Source organism: Variovorax sp. GW821-FHT06D12 (assembly GCF_059419205.1).
Map to the genome: position 1 here is coordinate 240002 of NZ_JBWKRI010000009.1, position 18509 is coordinate 258510.

The 18509-nt window shown below is 68.7% G+C and carries 15 protein-coding genes; 8 read left to right on the forward strand and 7 right to left on the reverse strand.

The window, feature by feature from the left end; genetic code table 11:
- Positions 1-7: 7 nt before the first annotated feature.
- Entirely contained in the window at positions 8-1069 is a 1062-nt protein-coding gene (locus AC07SQ_RS26110) for an aldo/keto reductase (protein WP_062469984.1), read from the reverse strand.
- 118 nt (positions 1070-1187) lie between these two features.
- Here AC07SQ_RS26110 and AC07SQ_RS26115 point away from each other — a divergent pair, with 118 nt between their 5' ends.
- On the forward strand, positions 1188-2114 hold the full coding sequence (locus AC07SQ_RS26115; RefSeq protein WP_495271793.1) for an alpha/beta fold hydrolase: 927 nt from the start codon (positions 1188-1190) through the stop codon (positions 2112-2114).
- A gap of 2 nt (positions 2115-2116) precedes the next feature.
- Here AC07SQ_RS26115 and AC07SQ_RS26120 read toward each other — a convergent pair whose 3' ends face one another.
- Positions 2117-2812 (reverse strand): aspartate/glutamate racemase family protein, encoded by a 696-nt coding sequence (locus AC07SQ_RS26120; RefSeq protein WP_495271794.1) that lies wholly within the window; start codon positions 2810-2812, stop codon positions 2117-2119.
- 131 nt (positions 2813-2943) lie between these two features.
- Between AC07SQ_RS26120 and AC07SQ_RS26125 the strand changes: the two genes are divergently transcribed.
- A complete protein-coding gene (locus AC07SQ_RS26125) occupies positions 2944-3777 on the forward strand; it encodes a MetQ/NlpA family ABC transporter substrate-binding protein (RefSeq protein ID WP_495271795.1) in 834 nt (277 codons plus the stop codon).
- Entirely contained in the window at positions 3774-5129 is a 1356-nt protein-coding gene (locus AC07SQ_RS26130; protein ID WP_495271796.1) for an LLM class flavin-dependent oxidoreductase, read from the forward strand. Before AC07SQ_RS26125 ends, AC07SQ_RS26130 begins: the two co-directional genes overlap by 4 nt.
- Positions 5130-5270: 141 nt before the next feature.
- On the opposite strand, the gene AC07SQ_RS26135 is transcribed toward AC07SQ_RS26130, so the two are convergent.
- Positions 5271-6173, reverse strand: coding sequence for a LysR family transcriptional regulator (locus tag AC07SQ_RS26135; protein ID WP_495271797.1), 903 nt, complete (start codon positions 6171-6173; stop codon positions 5271-5273).
- Positions 6174-6284: 111 nt separating this feature from the next.
- Between AC07SQ_RS26135 and gcl the strand changes: the two genes are divergently transcribed.
- Genes gcl through AC07SQ_RS26150 form a run of 3 tightly spaced genes read left to right on the forward strand, consistent with a single transcriptional unit; the run spans position 6285 to position 9822 of the window.
- A complete protein-coding gene (gcl, locus tag AC07SQ_RS26140; protein WP_495271798.1) occupies positions 6285-8078 on the forward strand; it encodes a glyoxylate carboligase in 1794 nt (597 codons plus the stop codon).
- 17 nt (positions 8079-8095) lie between these two features.
- The gene (gene hyi / locus AC07SQ_RS26145) at positions 8096-8881 is read left to right on the forward strand and encodes a hydroxypyruvate isomerase (protein ID WP_495271799.1); all 786 of its coding nucleotides are present in this window, start codon (positions 8096-8098) and stop codon (positions 8879-8881) included.
- A 23-nt stretch (positions 8882-8904) separates the two neighbouring features.
- Positions 8905-9822: a 2-hydroxy-3-oxopropionate reductase gene (locus tag AC07SQ_RS26150; protein ID WP_495271800.1), complete on the forward strand. Its 918-nt coding sequence runs from the start codon at positions 8905-8907 to the stop codon at positions 9820-9822.
- A 2-nt stretch (positions 9823-9824) separates the two neighbouring features.
- Here AC07SQ_RS26150 and AC07SQ_RS26155 read toward each other — a convergent pair whose 3' ends face one another.
- A complete protein-coding gene (locus tag AC07SQ_RS26155) occupies positions 9825-11165 on the reverse strand; it encodes an NAD(P)/FAD-dependent oxidoreductase (protein ID WP_495271801.1) in 1341 nt (446 codons plus the stop codon).
- A 221-nt stretch (positions 11166-11386) separates the two neighbouring features.
- On the opposite strand from AC07SQ_RS26155, the gene AC07SQ_RS26160 reads away from it, so the two are divergent.
- Positions 11387-13687: an NADP-dependent malic enzyme gene (locus AC07SQ_RS26160; protein WP_070062392.1), complete on the forward strand. Its 2301-nt coding sequence runs from the start codon at positions 11387-11389 to the stop codon at positions 13685-13687.
- Between the two features lie 74 nt (positions 13688-13761).
- Here the strand turns inward: AC07SQ_RS26160 and AC07SQ_RS26165 are convergent, their stop codons facing one another.
- From AC07SQ_RS26165 to AC07SQ_RS26175, 3 genes are read right to left on the reverse strand one after another with little or no spacing between them, the layout of a single operon-like run.
- Complete coding sequence (locus AC07SQ_RS26165; protein ID WP_495271802.1) at positions 13762-14553, reverse strand: aspartate/glutamate racemase family protein; 792 nt, start codon at positions 14551-14553, stop codon at positions 13762-13764.
- 13 nt (positions 14554-14566) lie between these two features.
- The gene (locus AC07SQ_RS26170; RefSeq protein ID WP_062473363.1) at positions 14567-15616 is read right to left on the reverse strand and encodes an S-methyl thiohydantoin desulfurase domain-containing protein; all 1050 of its coding nucleotides are present in this window, start codon (positions 15614-15616) and stop codon (positions 14567-14569) included.
- 42 nt (positions 15617-15658) lie between these two features.
- Positions 15659-17320, reverse strand: a complete 1662-nt coding sequence (locus AC07SQ_RS26175; protein ID WP_495271803.1) for an OPT/YSL family transporter — start codon at positions 17318-17320, stop codon at positions 15659-15661.
- Positions 17321-17479: 159 nt separating this feature from the next.
- Here AC07SQ_RS26175 and AC07SQ_RS26180 point away from each other — a divergent pair, with 159 nt between their 5' ends.
- Positions 17480-18259 carry an IclR family transcriptional regulator gene (locus AC07SQ_RS26180; RefSeq protein WP_062473361.1) on the forward strand — a complete coding sequence of 260 codons (780 nt, stop codon included), beginning with the start codon at positions 17480-17482 and terminating at the stop codon, positions 18257-18259.
- Positions 18260-18509 lie beyond the last annotated feature (250 nt).

The following is an 18509-nucleotide window of genomic DNA, read 5'->3' on the forward strand; positions in this document are numbered from 1 at the left end:
GCTCAGGTCAGGCGGCGGGGTCACGGATGTCCAGGCGGATCTTGTCGATCTCGGCCAGCACCTCGGCCGACAGCGTGGTGCCGTAGGCGTCCAGGTCTTCGTCGAGCTGCGCCACCGAGGTCACGCCGATGATCGTGCTCGCCACCTGCCACTTGGTGTAGCAGAAGGCCAGCGCGAGCTGCGTCGGGCTCAGGCCGTGGTCGCGCGCGAGCTGGTTGTAGCGCCGCGCCGCGCGCAGCGCGTCGGGCTTGCCCCAGCGCTGCTTGCGCACCGACTCGTAGCTCGAGATGCGTGCACCCTTGGGCGCGTCGGGGCCCTCGATGCCGCTCTGGTCGTATTTGCCCGTCAGCAGGCCGAAGGCCAGCGGCGAGTACGCCAGCAGCGACACGCCGAGCCGGTGCATGGTCTCGTCGAGCGCGTTCTCGTGCGCGCGGCTCACGAGGTTGTAGACGTTCTGCACCGACACCACGCGCGGCAGCCCATGCTGCTCGGCCAGCCGCACGAACTCGTGCACGCCGTAGGGCGTCTCGTTCGACAGGCCGATGGTGCGCACCTTGCCCGCCTTCACCAGCTTGCCCAGCGCTTCGAGCTGGTCGTGGATCGGCGTCTGCGAGGTTTCCTTCTCGGGGTTGTAGTGGATGTTGCCGAACACCGGCACGTGGCGCTCGGGCCAGTGGATCTGGTACAGGTCAATCACGTCGGTCTGCAGGCGGCGCAGGCTGCCGTGGCACGAGGCCTCGATGTCGGCCGCCGTCATGCCCGTGCCTTCGCGCACCCAGGGCATGCCGCGCGAGGGGCCGGCCACCTTGGTGGCCAGCGTGATCTTCTGGCGCGTGCCGGGGTTGGCCGCAAACCAGTTCCCGATGATGGTTTCGGTCGCGCCGCAGGTTTCCTTGCTTGCCGGCACCGCGTACATCTCGGCCGTGTCGATGAAGTCGACGCCGCGCTCGAGCGAACGGTTCAGGACGGCGTGGGCGGTGGGCTCGTCGACCTGCTCGCCGAAAGTCATGGTGCCGAGGCAGATCGGGGTGACGTGGAGGTCGCTCTGACCGAGTGGAATCTTTTTCATGCGCGGAATGCTAGCGCGCCCGCGCGGCAGGCGCTGCCCCGGCCCCGAGAAACCGAGCGCCGCCCTGTCCTGTGGCGGACTGCGCGCGGCGCGGCCTCTCCGTATCATCGAGCGCCATATGTACCAAGCCCTCCGCCCCTCGCGCAGCGAATTCGTGCCCGTGCGCAACCTGAACTACCACGTCCGCCTCTGGGGGCAACCGTCGAGCGAGCGCCCGCCGCTGGTGCTGGTGCATGGCTGGATGGACGTGGCGGCCTCCTGGCAGTTCGTGGTCGATGCGCTGCAGGACGACCGCTTCATCGTCGCCCCCGACTGGCGCGGCTTCGGCCTCACCGACGGCGGCGGCGTCGACAACTACTGGCTGCCCGACTACCTGGCCGACCTCGAATGGCTGCTCGACCACTACGCCGGCGAAGGTGACGATGCCCGCCCGGTCGACCTCGTGGGCCACAGCATGGGCGGCAACGTCGCCATGCACTACGCGGGCGTGCGCCCGGCGCGCATCCGCCGCCTCGTCAACCTCGAGGGCTTCGGCATGCCCGCGCGCCAGCCCGCCGAGGCGCCCGCGCGCTACGGCCAGTGGATCGACGAGCTCAAGGGCCTGCACCGCGGCGAGAAGGCGCTCGCGGGCTATTCGGCGGTGGACGGCGTGGCGCGCCGCCTCATGAAGACCAACCCGCGCCTCACACAGGACAAGGCCGACTGGCTGGCCGGCCACTGGTCGGCGCCGCAGGCCCAGGCCGACGGCAGCACGCGCTGGCAGATCCTCGGCGAGGCCGCGCACAAGATCGTCAACGCCAACATCTTCCGCGTCGACGAGACGCTCGCGCTCTATGCGCGCATCACCGCGCCGACGCTGATGGTCGAGGCCTCGGACGACAGCCTGCACGGCTGGTGGAAGGCCCGCTACACGCTCGCCGAGTTCCACGAGCGGCTCAAGTCCGTGCCCTCGGTGCGCATCGAGCAACTCGACGACGCGGGCCACATGCTGCACCACGACCAGCCGCAGCGCGTGGCGCAACTGATCGAAGACTTCCTGGCCTAGTTTTACTTCTGCGTGGCGCGGCGCAAGGCCGCACGCGCCAGCAGCCGCGTCGAATCCAGCGTCGGCAACGGCGAATTCGCATCGCTCATGATCAGCGGGATCTCGGTGCAGCCGAGCACGACCGCGTCGCAGCCCTCCTCGTCCTTCAGGCGCTGCATCACGCGCTGGAAGGTGGCCACGGCCTCGGGCTTGAAGATGCCGCAGACCAGCTCGTCCATGATGATCCGGCCGATCTCGGCGCGCTCTTCGACGGTGGGGCGCACGTATTCAAGGCCGCGCGCCGAGAGCTTCTCGGGATACACCTCGCTGTCGGTCAGCCAGCGCGTGCCCGTGATGCCGATGCGGCGAAAGCCCCGGCGCACGGCCTCGTCGGCCACCACCTCGGCGATGTGCAGCCAGGGCCGCGGCGAATGCGGCGCCACGTGGTCGAAGGCCTGGTGGATCGTGTTGTCGGGACAGATCAGGAAGTCCGCGCCCGCCGCGGCGAGCTTGTGCGCGGAGCCGAGCATCAGCTCGCCCACGCCCGCCAGGTCGCCCGCGTCCAGGCAGCGCGTGTACTCCGCGAGCGAGGGCGTGTGCATCGACACCTCGGGGTGCGCATGCGGGCCGAGCAGCGCCGCGCCCTCGATGCAGATGGTCTTGTAGCAAAGCGCCGCGCCTTCGGCGGAGCAGCCGACGATTCCGATGTGCAGGGTCATGGGCGCATCCTACAAAAGCCGGCGCGGTTTATCCGGCCTGCGGATATGCAAGCGCGCAAATCTTCGTTCGCGGCGCGCAGCGTGCGTCCTAGAGTGCCCGACTCCCCTTGCCGTCTCCCGGAGTTGTCGCCATGCCTTCCCTTTCGCGCGCGCCCTCGTGGCTGCGCCGCCTCGCCCCGCTGTCCGGCGGGCTCGCACTGAGCCTGCTGCTGCTGGCGCCCGCCCACGCGGACGACCTGCGCGTCGGCTTCATGCCGGGCCCCTACCGCGACGCCTTCACCCACGGCATCGAGCCCCAGCTGAAGAAGCTGGGCTACAGCATCAAATACGTCGAGTTCAGCCAGGGCGTGCAGCCCAACGACGCGGTGGAGCGCGGGCAGATCGACGCCAACATCTTCCAGCACTCGCTGTACCTGAACGCCACCAACAAGCAGCAGGGCTTCGACCTCGTGCCCGTGGTGCACGTGCCGACCCCGCCCATGGGCCTGTATTCGCGGCGCCACAAGACGCTCGACGCCGTGCCCGACGGCGCCACCGTCACGCTGCCGGCCGATCCGGTGAATGCGGCGCGCGCGCTCAACATCCTCGCGGCCATCGGCTGGGTCACGCTCAAGCCGGGCGTGAGCCCGCTGAGCGTGTCGGAGCGCGACATCGCGAGCAACCCCAAGCGCCTGAAGATCGTGCCGCTGGACGCCGCGCAGGCGCCGCGCTCGCTGGCCGACGCCGACCTCGCGGCCGTGCAGGGCAACTTCGCCGTGGCCTCGGGCCTGAAGCTCACCGAGGCGCTGAAGCTCGAAGACATGACGCTGCCCTACGTCAACGTGGTGGCGGTCAGGCGCAGCAACGAAAACGCGAAGTTCGCGAAAGACATCGCCACCGCCTACCAGTCGCCCGAATTCCAGAAGTTCTTCAAGGCCAACCCCGTGTGGGCGGGCTACCGGCTGCCGGACTACTTCAGCCAATGAGCAACAACCACAACACCGCGCCGCGCAGGCAGCTGCACCTCAACGTCAACATCCTGCATTCCGGCTTCGTGCCCTCGGCCTGGCGCCTGCCCGAGAGCGACCCGTGGGCGTTCGCCGACATCCAGCACTACATCCGCACCGCGCAGATCGCCGAGGCCGCCAAGCTCGACGCCGTGTTCCTGGCCGACAACGCGGCCATCGTCGACCAGATCCACTTTCGCCCGATCACCGCACTGGAGCCCACCATCCTGCTGGCCTGCGTGGCCGCCGCGACCACGCACATCGGCCTCATCGCCACCGCCTCCACCAGCTACAACGAGCCCTACAACCTCGCGCGCCGCTTCGCCACGCTCGACCACGTGAGCGCCGGCCGTGCCGGCTGGAACATGGTGACCACGGCCGACCTGCCCTCGGCGCGCAACTTCGGCCTGGACACCACGCCCGACCACGCCAAGCGCTACGCCCGCGCCTCGGAGTTCGCCGACATCGTCAAGGCGCTGTGGGACAGCTGGGAAGACGACGCCTTCGTCGGCGACAAGGCCGCCGGCCGCTTCATCGACCCCGCCAAGGTGCATGCACTCGCGCACCGCGGCGAGCACTTCGCGGTGCAGGGCCCGCTCAACCTGCCGCGCCCGCCGCAGGGCCACCCCGTGCTGGTGCAGGCCGGCGCCTCGGCCGACGGGCGCGAGCTCGCTTCGCGCCATGCCGAAGCCGTGTTCTCCGCCTCGCAATCCTTCGAAGAATCGCAGGCCTACGCACGCGCCCTCAAGACCCGCGCCGCCGAGCTGGGCCGCGGCCCCGACGCGGTGAAGGTGCTGGCCGGCCTCACCACCATCGTCGGCGCCACCGAAGCGCAGGCGCTTCGCCGCCGCGACGCGCTGGTCGACCTGATCCCGTGGGACTACAGCCTCACGCGCCTGGCCGGCACGCTGGGCATCACGCCCGACCGCCTCAAGCTCGACGAGCGCCTGCCCGACGACCTGCCGCTGCCCGGCAATGGCAACGGCAACCACACCTTCTTCAACGCCGTGGTCGCGGCCGGTCGCACGCACGGCTACACGGTGCGCCAGCTGATCCGCGAACTCGCAGGCGGCGGCGGGCACCGCGTGATCGTCGGCACACCCGAGCAGATCGCCGACGACATCGAACGCTGGTTCAAGGGCGGCGCGGCCGATGGCTTCAACCTGATGCCCGATGCGCTGCCGCACGGGCTGCAGGACTTCGTGGAGGGCGTGGTGCCAATCCTGCAGAAGCGAGGCCTCTTTCGCACCGAATACGAGGGGCGCACGTTGCGCGACCACCTTGGGTTGGCCAGGCCTGCAGGGCGGGCGGCGCAACGGCTTGCAGCCTGAAGGTTCAGTTCCCCCACAGCGGGCCCTGTGCCCAGGACACCGGGTGCTTCCCGCAGCGAAATCAAGGAGGAGGCCGCAGGCCGGGGGACATTCGCGGAGGGAAGTACCCGGTGGCCTGGGCACGCGCCCTGAACAGTCGGCTCAGGCTTCCCACCACCCCTCGTCAAAGCGCCCCTGCAAGAAGGCCACAAACCCCGACACCTTCCCCGGCACCAACTTCGGCGAAGGAAACACCGCGTGAATCTCCTGCTCAGGCAGCGCATGGTCCCCAAGGACGGCGTTCACCTTCCCCGCCGCCAGCGACTCGCTCGCCACATAGCGCGGCATCAACGCAATGCCCAACCCATCACGCGCCGCAGCCAGCACCGCCGACAGGTTGTTCGACCGGAAGCGCCCCGAGACCGGCACCGTCACCGGATCGCCCTTGGGCGTGTGCATGCGCCAGAACTCGTCGCCCACCACGCTGCTGTAGATCAGCGCCACGTGCGCGCTGAGGTCCTGCGCGCGCTTGGGCGTGCCGTGCTTCTTCAGGTAGGTCGGCGACGCCACCATGACCCACGGGTTCGCGCCCAGGTAGCGCGCCCCCAGTGACGAATCGGCCAGCTTGCCCATGCGGATCGCCACGTCGATGCCCTGCGCAATGAGGTCGACATAGCGGTCCTCGAAGCTCAGGTCGAGCTGCACCTGCGGATGCCGGCGCATGTACTCCAGCGCCAGCGGCACCACCACGCGCCGCCCGAAGGCCACCGACGTGCCCACGCGCAAGAGGCCCTGCGCCTGGTTCTGGCGCAGCTGCACGATGCTGTCGGCCTCCTCCGCGTCGCGCACGATGGTCTTGCACTTCTCGTAGTACAGCGCGCCCGGCTCCGTGAGGCTCACGCCGCGCGTGTTGCGGTTGAGCAGCCGCACCTTCAGGCGCGCCTCCGTGGCCGCGACCTGCTTGGTCACGGTGGGTTGCGTGGTGTTGAACTCGCGCGCCGCCTTCGAGAAGCTGCCCGTCTCGACGACCCGCACGAACATTTCCATTGCCAATAGACGGTCCATGGCCGGATGGTAGCCACTTATTCCGCCATGGAATAGGTTTTATGGCCCCCAGCCGTCTTCTTGGAATGCGCCCCGCTTCCTACAGTGAGGCCACCTCAAGGAGACTTTCAAATGGCAAAGATGACAGCGGTCCAGGCCGCAGTTCTGGTGATGGAAAAAGAAGGCGTGACGCAGGCCTTCGGCGTGCCGGGCGCAGCAATCAACCCGTTGTACTCGGCCCTGCGCCAGCGCGGCAGCATCTCGCACATCCTCGCGCGCCACGTCGAGGGCGCCTCGCACATGGCCGAGGGTTACACCCGCGCCGTGGCCGGCAACATCGGCGTGTGCATCGGCACCTCGGGCCCCGCGGGCACCGACATGATCACGGGCCTGTACTCGGCCTGGGCCGATTCCATTCCCATTCTCTGCATCACCGGCCAGGCACCGCGCGCGCGCCTGTACAAGGAAGACTTCCAGGCGGTCGACATCGAGTCGATCTCCAAGCCCGTCACCAAGTGGTCGGTCACCGTGCGCGAACCCGGCCAGGTGCCGCAGGTGTTCCAGCAGGCCTTCCACCTCATGCGCTCGGGCCGCCCGGGCCCCGTGCTCATCGACCTGCCCTTCGACGTGCAGATGGCGCAGATCGAGTTCGACATCGACGCCTACGAGCCCCTCAAGCCCTACAAGCCGGCCGCCACGCGCGCCCAGATCGAGAAGGCCATCGGCATGATGCAGGCGGCCGAGCGCCCGCTGATCGTGGCCGGCGGCGGCATCATCAACGCCGACGCGTCCGACCTGCTCGTGCGCTTTGCCGAAGCCACCGGCGTGCCGGTGATCCCCACGCTCATGGGCTGGGGCGCCATTCCCGACGACCACCCGCTCATGGCCGGCATGTGCGGCCTGCAGACCAGCCACCGCTACGGCAACGCCACCGTGCTGGCGTCGGACTTCGTGCTGGGCATCGGCAACCGCTGGGCCAACCGCCACACCGGCTCGGTCGACGTCTACACCAAGGGCCGCACCTTCGTGCACGTGGACATCGAGCCCACGCAGATCGGCCGCGTGTTCACGCCCGACTTCGGCATCGTCTCCGACGCCAAGGCCGCGCTCGCGCTCTTCGTCGAAGTGGCCGAGGAAATGAAGGCCGCCGGCAAGCTCACCGACCGTGGCGCCTGGGCCGGCGAATGCCGCGAGCGCAAGAAGACCTTGCTGCGCAAGACCAACTTCGACACCGTGCCGATGAAGCCGCAGCGCGTGTACCAGTGCATGAACAACCACCTGGAGCGCGACACCTGCTACGTGAGCACCATCGGCCTGTCGCAGATCGCGGCCGCGCAGTTCCTGCACGTGTACAACCCGCGCCACTGGATCAACTGCGGCCAGGCCGGCCCGCTGGGCTGGACCATTCCCGCCGCGCTGGGCGTGCGCGCCGCCGACCCGACGCGCAAGATCGTCGCGCTCTCGGGCGACTACGACTTCCAGTTCATGATCGAAGAGCTGGCCGTGGGCGCGCAGTTCAAGCTGCCCTATCTGCACATCGTGGTCAACAACTCCTACCTCGGCCTGATCCGCCAGTCGCAGCGCGGCTTCGAGATGGACTACTGCGTGCAGCTGGCCTTCGACAACATCAACGCACCGGCCGACGCCGGCATCGAAGGCAGCTACGGCGTCGATCACCTCAAGGTGGTCGAGGGCCTGGGCTGCAAGGCGATCCGCGTGCACAAGCAGGAAGAGATGGCGCCCGCCATCGCCCGCGCCGAAGCGCTCATGGCCGAGTTCCAGGTGCCGGTCGTCATCGAGGTGATGCTGGAGCGCGTGACCAACATCGCGATGGGCACCGAGATCGACGCCATCAACGAATTCGAACCGCTGGCCGAAAGCACGGCCGACGCACCGACCGCCCTCGCGGTGGCGATGCTGGACTGACCGAGGAGACAAGAGACATGCCCAAGTTCGCAGCCAATCTCACGATGCTCTTCACCGAGCTGCCGTTCATGCAGCGCTTCGAGGCGGCCGCCAAGGCCGGCTTCAAGGCGGTGGAGTACCTCTTCCCCTACCCCTTCGACAAGAAGGAACTCACGGCCGCCCTGCGCGCCAACGGCCTGCAGCAGGTGCTGCACAACCTGCCGGCCGGCGACTGGGACAAGGGCGAGCGCGGCATCGCCTGCCACCCGGACCGCACCGGCGAGTTCCGCGAAGGCATCGCGCTGGCCATCGACTACGCCACGGCGCTGGGCTGCCCGCAGCTCAACTGCCTGGTCGGCAAGGTGCCGGCGGGCGTGAGCACCGACGCCGCGCACAAGACCGTGGTCGAGAACCTGCGCCTCGCAGCGCGCGAGCTCGAAGCCGCGGGCCTGCGCCTGCTGATCGAGCCGATCAACACCTTCGACATCCCCGGTTTCTTTCTCACGCGCACCGACCAGGCGCTGGCGCTGATCGACGAGGTGGGCTCGGACAACCTGCGCGTGCAGTACGACATCTACCACGCACAGCGCATGGAAGGCGAGCTGGGCAACACGCTCACCAAGCAGCTGGCGCGCATCGGCCACATCCAGCTGGCCGACAACCCGGGCCGTGGCGAGCCGGGCACGGGCGAGATCAACTACCCGTGGCTGTTCCAGCACATCGATGCGCTGGGCTACGACGGCTGGATCGGCTGCGAGTACAAGCCCCGCGCCACCACGGTGGAAGGCCTCGGCTGGCGCGAAGCCCTCACGAAGAAGCAATGAACGTTCACGAAGGAAACAGAGACATGACCACTGCAGCAACTGCACAAAAAATCGGATTCATCGGCCTGGGCATCATGGGCGCGCCCATGGCGGGCCACCTGCTCGACGCAGGCCACGAGCTCTTCGTGAACACGCACGGCAACACGCCGGAGCCCTTCGTCTCCAAGGCCACCATCTGCGGCTCGGCCGCCGAAGTGGCGCGCAAGGCCGACATCGTCTTCATCATGGTGCCCGACACCCCGGACGTGGAAAAGGTGCTGTTCGGCGCCCCCGGCGCGGAAGGTGTGGCCGACGGCCTGAAGGGTTCGCAGGGCAAGATCGTGGTGGACTGCAGCTCCATCGACCCGATCGCCACCAAGGAATTCGCGCGCCGCATCGTGGCGCTGGGCGCCGGCTACATCGACGCGCCGGTCTCGGGCGGCGAAGTGGGCGCCAAGGCCGCGAGCCTGACGATCATGTGCGGCGGCGACGAAGGCACCTTCGGCCGCGTGAAGCCGCTGCTGGACAAGATGGGCAAGAACGTGACGCTGGTGGGCGGCGCGGGCGACGGCCAGGTCTGCAAGGTGGCCAACCAGATCATCGTGGCGCTGAACATCGCCGCGGTGAGCGAAGCCCTGGTGTTCGCCTCGAAGGCCGGCGCCGACCCGGCCAAGGTGCGCCAGGCGCTGATGGGCGGCTTCGCCAGCTCGCGCATCCTCGAAGTGCACGGCGAACGCATGATCAAGCGCACCTTCGCGCCGGGCTTCCGCATTTCGCTGCACCAGAAGGACCTGAACCTGGCGATGCAAAGCGCCCGTTCGCTGGGCGTTGCGCTGCCGCAGACCGCGAACGCAGCGCAGCTGATGAACGCCTGCGCGGCGATGGGCTATGGCCAGCTGGACCACTCGGCGCTGGTGAAGGCCCTTGAGGCCCTCGCTCAGCACACCGTGTCCCCCGACTGAAACTAGCTCTTTGCAGTCTCCAGAGACTCTTTCAGGTTGCGCCGGCGCCATGCCCAGGTCTTCACGGCCTGCGGCAGGATGCCCAGGCACGACGCGTAGTACGTCACCTTGAACCCCCAGAAGCGCGGCCCGATGGGCGTGTTGCGGAACAGGTCGCCGGCCAGGATGGACAAGAGCGCCTCCTGCATGCGCCAGATGTTGCGCGGCGCCATGAACAGGCGGCGGATGGCGGGCGAGGTGATGCGGTAGATGAACCACGAGAACATCTTCGGCCCGTGCTTCATCACCTTCTCGTAATGGCGGAAGGCCTTCTCGGCCTCCTTCGCCTCGCCCTTGAGCCAGTGGTCGGCGCAGGTCGCGGCCTCGAAGCCGCTGTTCATCGCCAGGTACACGCCCGAGGAGAACATCGGGTCGACGAAGGCGTAGGCGTCGCCCACCATCATGAAGCGGTCGCCACGGCAGAACTTGGAGTCGTAGGCGTAGTTGCCGGTGGTGGTGGCGCCTTCCATCAGCGTGGCGTTCTTCAGCCGCGCAGCCAGCTTGGGCGCCAGCGCGATGGTCTGCATCAGGAAGTCCTCGAGCGAGGCGCCCTGGCGCCGCTTGAAGTAGGCCGGCGAGGCCACGGCGCCCACGCTCACGGTGCCGTCCTTCAGCGGGATGTACCAGAACCAGCCGTGGTCGAACCAGAACAGCGAAATATTTCCCTCGAAGCGGCCCGGCCGGCGCTCGGCGTTGGCGAAGTGGCCGTACAGCGCCGCGCTCGCATGCTTGCGGTTGCGCTGCTTGGCGTCGAACTGGTTCGACAGCAGCGTGTCGCGCCCGCTGGCGTCGATCACGAAGCGCGGGCGCCATTCGGTCTCGGTGCCGTCGTCGGCCTTGACCTTCACCAGCGGGCGGTTGTCGGGCGTTCCCTTGCCGGCGTCCATGTCGACGCCGGTAACGCGCCGGCCCTCGAAGGTGCGCGCGCCGCGCTTGCCGGCGTGGCGGAACAGCAGCTCGTCGAATTCCGAACGGCGCACGTGCACGGCATAGGGAAAACTCTTGTCCATCGCCTGGCCGAAGTCGAAGTGGCTGCTGTGGTCGTGCCAGGGCGAGACGAACTCGGCGCCGTGCTTGCGCAGGCCGATGGCCTCGACCTCGGTGCGCACGCCAAGCCGGTCGAACAGCGGCATGTTCATCGGCAGCAAGGATTCGCCGATGTGAAAGCGCGGGTGCTGCGCCTTCTCGAGCAGCACCACGTCGTGGCCCTTGTCTGCGAGCAAGGCAGCCACCGTGGAGCCCGAGGGGCCTCCGCCGATGACCACGACATCCGGCTCGGTGCCGGTGAAAGGTCCGGGTGTCATTCGATGTCCCTCCGTGTTGTTCTGTGGTTGTGGACGTTGGTTCGCCGCACCGCCCGTGCGGCACGGATTTGCCCCCCCGGAAACGGGGGTGTTGAAGTTTAGCGAGTCGGCAGACCCTCTCGATCAGGCGGAAGATAGAGGGTCTCGTCGTTCCCCCCGAGAGAAGAGGCCGCGCTTTTGCGGTAGCCTCATTGCCCGCCAGAACCTAGGAGACTTTTCAAATGGCTGCATCCCTGTCCCCCGCTGAAGAAGCACTTCGAGAAGCAGCGCGCGAATACCACCGCTCGCCCGTCAAGGGCAAGATCTCGATCACCCCCACCAAGCCCCTGCTGAACCAGCGCGACCTGTCGCTGGCTTACTCGCCGGGCGTGGCCTACCCCTGCCTCGACATTGCGGAAGATCCCGCGCTCGCGGCCGAATACACCGCCCGCGGCAACCTCGTGGGCGTCATCACCAACGGCACCGCCGTGCTGGGCCTGGGCAACATCGGCCCGCTGGCCTCCAAGCCCGTGATGGAAGGCAAAGGCTGCCTGTTCAAGAAATTCGCCGGCATCGACGTGTTCGACATCGAGCTGGCCGAGAACGACCCCGACAAGCTGGTCGACATCATCGCGGCGCTGGAGCCCACGCTGGGCGGCATCAACCTCGAGGACATCAAGGCGCCCGAGTGCTTCTACATCGAGAAGAAGCTGCGCGAGCGCATGAACATCCCGGTGTTCCACGACGACCAGCACGGCACGGCCATCATCTCGGCCGCAGCACTGCTCAACGGCCTGGAGCTGGTCGGCAAGAAGATCGAAGACGTCAAGATCGCCGTCTCGGGCGCGGGCGCCGCCGCCATCGCCTGCCTGGACGTGATGGTCGGCCTGGGCGCCAAGCCCGCCAACATCTACGCCTGCGACTCCAAGGGCCTGATCTACATGGGCCGCGCGGGCGGCTTCGACGAATCGAAGGCCCGCTACGCCCAGAAGGACACCGGTGCACGCACCCTGGCCGACGTGGTGAAGGACGCCGACGTGTTCCTGGGCTGCTCGGCCCCCGGCGTCATGAGCGCCGAGATGGTCAAGACCATGGGCACGCAGCCGATCATCCTGGCGCTTGCCAACCCCGAGCCCGAGATCCGCCCCGAGCTGGCCAAGGCCGTGCGCCCCGACTGCATCATTGCCACGGGTCGTTCGGACTACCCGAACCAGGTCAACAACGTGCTGTGCTTCCCGTACATCTTCCGCGGGGCGCTCGATTGCGGCGCGAGCAAGATCACGGAAGAAATGAAGCTGGCCTGCGTGCGCGAGATCGCCGACCTCACCAAGGCGGACATCAGCGAAGAGGTGGCCACCGCCTACGCCGGCCAGGAGCTGGCCTTCGGCCCCGACTACATCATTCCGAAGCCCTTCGACTCGCGCCTGATCCTGCGCATCGCGCCGGCCGTGGCCAAGGCGGCCGCCGCCTCGGGCGTGGCCTCGCGCCCCATCGAAGACATGGAGGCCTACCGCCAGCACCTGACGCGCTTCGTCTACCAGACGGGCATGTTCATGCGCCCGGTGTTCAGCGCCGCCAAAATTTCCACCACCAAGCGCGTGGCCTACGCCGAGGGCGAGGACGAGCGCGTGCTGCGCGCCGCGCAGTGGGCGGTCGACGAAGGCCTGGCCCAGCCCATCCTGGTGGGCCGCCCCGCCGTGATCGAGGCACGCATCCAGAAGGCCGGCCTGCACATCCGCCCCGGCACCGACTTCGAGATCGTGAACCCCGAGGACGATCCGCGCTTCCGTACCTACTGGGAGAGCTTCCACAAGCTCATGGGCCGCCGCGGCGTCACGCCCGAGGCCGCCAAGACCATGGTGCGCCGCTCCAACACCACCATCGCCGCGCTGATGCTGCACCTGGGCGATGCCGACGCGATGATCTGCGGCCTGGTCGGGCGCTTCGACGTGCACCTGGAGCACATCCGCAACCTGATCGGCCTGAAGCGCGGCGCGCCCGGCTTTGCCACGCTGAATGCGCTCACGCTCGAGAAGCGCACGGTGTTCATCACCGACACCAACGTGAACGAAGACCCGAGCGCCGAGTTGCTGGCCAGCATCGCCGTGATGGCCGCCGAAGAGGTGCGCCGCTTCGGCCTGCCGCCGAAGGTGGCCTTCCTGTCGCACTCGAACTACGGCACCTCCAGCCGCGGCTCGGCGCGCAAGATGCGCCTGGCGCGCGACCTGTTCTCGCAGATGGCACCCGACATCGAGTGCGACGGCGAGATGCACGGCGACGCCGCGCTGTCCGACGAGATCCGCCGCACCGCCCTGCCCGAGACCACGCTCACGGGCGAGGCCAACCTGCTGGTGTGCCCGAACCTCGACTCGGCCCACATCCTCTACAACGTGCTGAAGATGACGGGCGCGAACGGCATCACGGTGGGCCCGATCCTGCTGGGTGGCGCGAGCTCGGCCCACGTGCTGACGCCTTCGGCGACGGTGCGCCGCATCATCAACATGACGGCGCTGGCCGTGGCGAAGGTGAAGTCCCAGGACTGACGCCGACGTTTCTTCCATGAAACACAACGCCCCGTCGCGGTCTCCGCGGCGGGGCGTTTTTCATGGCGCAATGCTCAGGCGCGCACGGGGGACGCCACGGGCACGTCGGCCGGGTCGAACACATTCCAGGCCAGCAGCTCCTTGTCTTCGGGCGGCGGCTCGCAGCCGCCGACGCGGCTGGGCGTCCAGTTGAAACGCTGTTTCGTATCGGCCAGCGCCTCGGCGCGCTTGAAGGCCGCCAGCGCCGAATCGATGACGGGCACGCCCAGCGCGTCCTGCAGCTGGCGGTAGAAGCCGAACTCGAGCGTGCAGCCGAGGATGAGCGCTTCGGCGCCGTCCTCGTCGATGGCGCGGCGGCCCTGCGCGATCATGCGGCGCACGGTCTCGTCGCGGTCGCGCTGGAAGTCTTCCACGCCGAGCTCCAGCGCGCGGAACGAGGCGATCAGGTGCGCGTGGCCGTACTCGCGCACGCGTGCCTCGATGCGCGGCACCCACTTGCGCCGCCCCACGATCACCGACGCCTTCTGCGCCAGGTTGGACGCGACCTCGAACGAGGCCTGGCAGGGCGCGACCACCACCGTCTGGCCGGAAATCTCGCGTGCCTCGACCAGCACCGGGTCGTAGAAGCAGCCGACCACCACGGCGTCGAAGCCCTGCTGCGCGGTGTCGCGTACGGCGCGCACGATGTCGGCGCCCAGCAGCGCCTCGTAGCTCTGGTACTCGACGTGGTGCTGCACCGAGGCGTTGCGCAGCGACACCACCTCGACCTCGGTGCCGGGGTTCTTCACCTGCGCGAACTCCTGCGCGAAGCGCGCGTTGTAGGTGTCGTTGCCGACGGCCCGGATCCAGCGGATGCGCAATGCCATGTCGTGTCTCCGTTCAGGCCGGCGCGAAGGCTTCGCCCAGCGACTTCTCGAGCGGGCGGTACAGCTCGGGCATGAACATGGTGCGCGACAGCAGCAGCCGCGCGCGCGGCGCCACCAGCACGCGCAGCCGTGCGCCCTGGCGCACATGCGCCGACACCACGGGCTGGCCGTCGTCCGAGAAAGTCATGATCAGGTCGGGAAAGCGCGCGATGCGCTCGCCGCCCTGCGCCAGCAGCATGTACTCGTTGATGAAGCGCAGCGTGGTGCCGGCCGCGTCGTCGAGCTCGACCACGCCGACGTCCAGCCCTTCCTGCTGCTCGCAGCGGTAGCTGCGCACCGTGCCCTCGGCCACGAGGCGCCCGTCGAGCGAACGGGCCACGGCATCGACGCCGCCGTCGAGAAAGGTCTGGCCCAGCGCGATGGCGTGGCTGATGGCGCCCGGTGCGCCGTGCTGGCGCGCGTAGCCCACGGTCACGGGGTTGCGCGCCACCGCCACGAGGCCGCCCGCCTCCACCGAAGCGCGGCGCACCACGGCCGAGGTCTGCTCGAGCCGGCCCGACACCACGCCCTCCACGTAGCGGTGCGGCTCGCCGCCCGCGTAGGCCTGCACCGAGAGGTAGTCGGGCTCGGTGTGCAGGCCCAGCGCGCCCATCACGCTCGAGGGGTGGGCGCGGCCGTTGCACGCGAGGTCGATCACGGGCAGGCCGGTCATGGCGGCATGGAACCAGCCGTTGACCGTGGTCTCGGCGCCGTTCTCGTTGGCATGCAGCGCGACCAGCTTCTGGCCCGCCGGCAGCTCACGCCGCAGCAGCTCCAGCGTGCGCAGCAGGTGCGCCGGTTGCACATGCGGATCGGGCGCGGCCGGCGCGCCCACCAGCGCCATGGTGGCGGTGAGCGCGGCGTCGTCGAACTCGTCGACGCTCCACAGCTGCGGCGTGCCGACCTGCAGCGCCAGCCGCGCGGCGCGCTCGCCGGCCGCGATGAGCCCGCCGCCCCCGCCGCCGAGGATGGCGCCGCCCCAGATGGCCGCGCGGACGTCGTCGCTGGTCAGATTGCGTTTCATGGATTCGATTCCTGTGTGTGTGATGAAAGGAAAGAAGGAGAACTACTTGCGCAGGCTCTTCACCGCGCCCGAGAAGAAGCTGTAGAGCGCGTCGCCCGCGATCACGCCGCCGGCGAACACCTCGAGCCGTTCGCGCGCGGCGGCGCCGAGCACGGCGTGCACCGCGAGCCGGCAGGCGATGCCGGCCGCGACCATCCAGCCGGCCATCGGGCTGGCGATGAGCAGGCCGGTGGCGAACAGCACGCCCAGCTGCTGGCGCGGCCCGCCCGCCAGCTGCAGCAGCGCGCCGGGCACGGCCCACAGCGCGAGGTTGCGCGCGGTCTCGCCCGAGATGCCGGCCTTGATCGCGGCCACGTAGGCGGCGTTGATCGGCGCGGTCTGGTGGTTGGCGAAGAACAGCGGGTAGGCGCAGGCCACCACCACGATCGCCACGCCGAAGCCGACCATGCCGGCGATCATCTGTTCGCGCCGGCCTTCGAGTTCGAAGGCCGAGCCCGAGGCCTCGCCGCGCAGCAGGTGGCCGGCCTTGAGGTCGTAGCCCATGTCGGCAAAGGCCGGGCCGGTGGCGGCCGAGAAGCCGGCCAGCACCACCAGCGCCTCGGGCGGAAAGTCGATCAGGATGCCCAGCAGCAGCGAGATCAGCGCCACCGCGAAGGCCGGGAACCAGCCCGAGTGCATGGCCGCGATGCCCACGATGAGTTCGTGCACGAAGGCCGCGAAGGTGCCGTACACGATGAACAAGGCCAGCATGCCCGGCGACATGCCGGTGTAGATGCCGGTGCCCGCGCACAGCAGCACCATGATCGCGAGGTAGCCCGCGCCGCCGAGCTTGAGCGAGCGGCCGAGCACGCTGGCGCCGCGCGCCTCGGCCAGCGCCTCTGTCGCCGCGGCGGTGCCGTCAGTGTCGGCCGCGCGCCCGTGCTTCTTCAGCACCACGCGCGCCACCTGCACCAGCGCGACGAGGCCGGCGCCGATCATCATCCCGTGCGGCACATAGCGCGTGCCGATGTCGAAGCCGAACAGCGGCGCCGAGTAGCCCCGCACCAGCAGCCCGATGCCGAAGGCGGTCATGGCGCCGAGCCCGCCGATCAGCGCCACGCCGAAGGCCGACATCGGCAGCTTGAACACCGCGCCCGCCACGCCGGTGGCCAGCCCGCCCAGCAGCAGCCAGGCCTGCTTGCCGCCACCGTCGCCCGCCTTGATGGCCTCGGCCGCGGCGATGCCCAGCGGCCACGGGTTCTTCGCCGGGAAGGCGGGCGTGTCGAACATGCGGTACAGCAGCCAGGCATCGAGCAGCATCGCCAGGCTCACGCCAATGAGCATCGGCACCACCATCTGCGGCAGGCCGAACAGGAACGGAATGCCGATCGGCAGGAACAGGCTGTTGGCCGCGCCGAAGGTGGCCGACGAGATGCTCGTCTGCGCCAGGTTCTGCGCATGCACCGAGCGAAAGCCCCGGAACATGGCCAGCGGCACGCGCGCCAGCGACATCGCCGCGAGCGCGCCGATCAGCGAGGTGCTCGGCGTGATGCCCAGGCTGGCCAGCATCTGGATGCCGACGATGGCGCCGAACACGCTCAGCACCACCGTGAGGATCAGGTTGGCGGGCGCGAGCGCCTTGGGATGCAGCGCGGCCGGCGGCAACGCGGTGTGCCCGGCGCCCTTGTCTTCCAGCGGCGCGACGGCGGTCACTTCATGGTGCATGGTCATTCCTTGTTAGTTCCATATTTTGGAACCATGTCCAATAAACTTGGACTGAATGATAAAACCGTACTTTCGGCTGTCAAGCGGGCGTTCACCCGGGTCGGCCGAAAGACGCACCGGCGCCGAACCTATGATTCCCACCCCAACCCACCGAACACGATGAGCACCCTTGCCAACGCCATGGACGTCCTGAAGCTGATCGCGCGGCTGCGCCGCGACATCACGGTGACGGACGTCGTGACCGAGCTGGGCCTGCCCAAGAGCTCGGCCTCCCGCACGCTGAGCATGATGGCCGGCTACGGCTTCCTGGACCGCGACGCAGCCACGCGCGCCTACCGCCCGGGCGGCGTGATCATGGAAGCCTCGTACCACTTCCGCGCCTCGCGCAACACGGCCTCGCTGGTCGAGGAGGCGCTCGACGCGCTGGTGCGCGAGACGGGTTGCACGGGCTACATCAACGTGCTCGATGGGGCCGACACGCTGGTGATCCAGATGCGCACCGGCGCCGGTGCGCTGCAGATCTACACGCCGCCGGGCAGCCGCGCACCCGCCTATTCCAGCGCCATGGGCCGCGCGCTGCTGGCCCGCCTGGACGACGACGAAGTGGGCGCCCTGATCGGCACCAAGCTCGACCAGGGCCGCGGCCACGCCCCGAAGACGCGCAAGGACCTGCTCGCGCGCCTGGCCGTGATCCGCGACACGGGCTGGGCCCTGTCGCGCGGCGAGTACGTGACCAACGTGGCGGGCATCTCGTCGGCGGTGCTCGACCCCGCCACGCGCCAGACCTACGCCTTCGGCATCGCGCTGCCCGCGGAGCAGCTGTCTGAAGCGCTGGTGGAGCGCTTCGGCGCCACCGTGCGCGACGCGGCCAGCAGCGTGGGCAAGCGCGTGGGCGATCCGTACTGGCTGGGCTTCGGGGCGACCGCCGCGCTGACGTAGCCGCACCAACTCCGGCCCAAGCCACACGCCCCGCCGCGTTCGCCGCTGCGGGCTTTTTTTCGCCTGCCGCATCGTGAGGCGCCTCGGTGCGCAGGTGCGCCAAGGCGGTGCCTCCAGGCTCCCAAACGCCCTTTCCAGAAGCCTCCAACCACCATTTCGGCTGGCATGCAATCTGCTAATACCCTGATCAGATATTTCTCATATCTTACTAATATATTTAAAAACCAAGCCTTCAAGCCCTGGTTTCGAC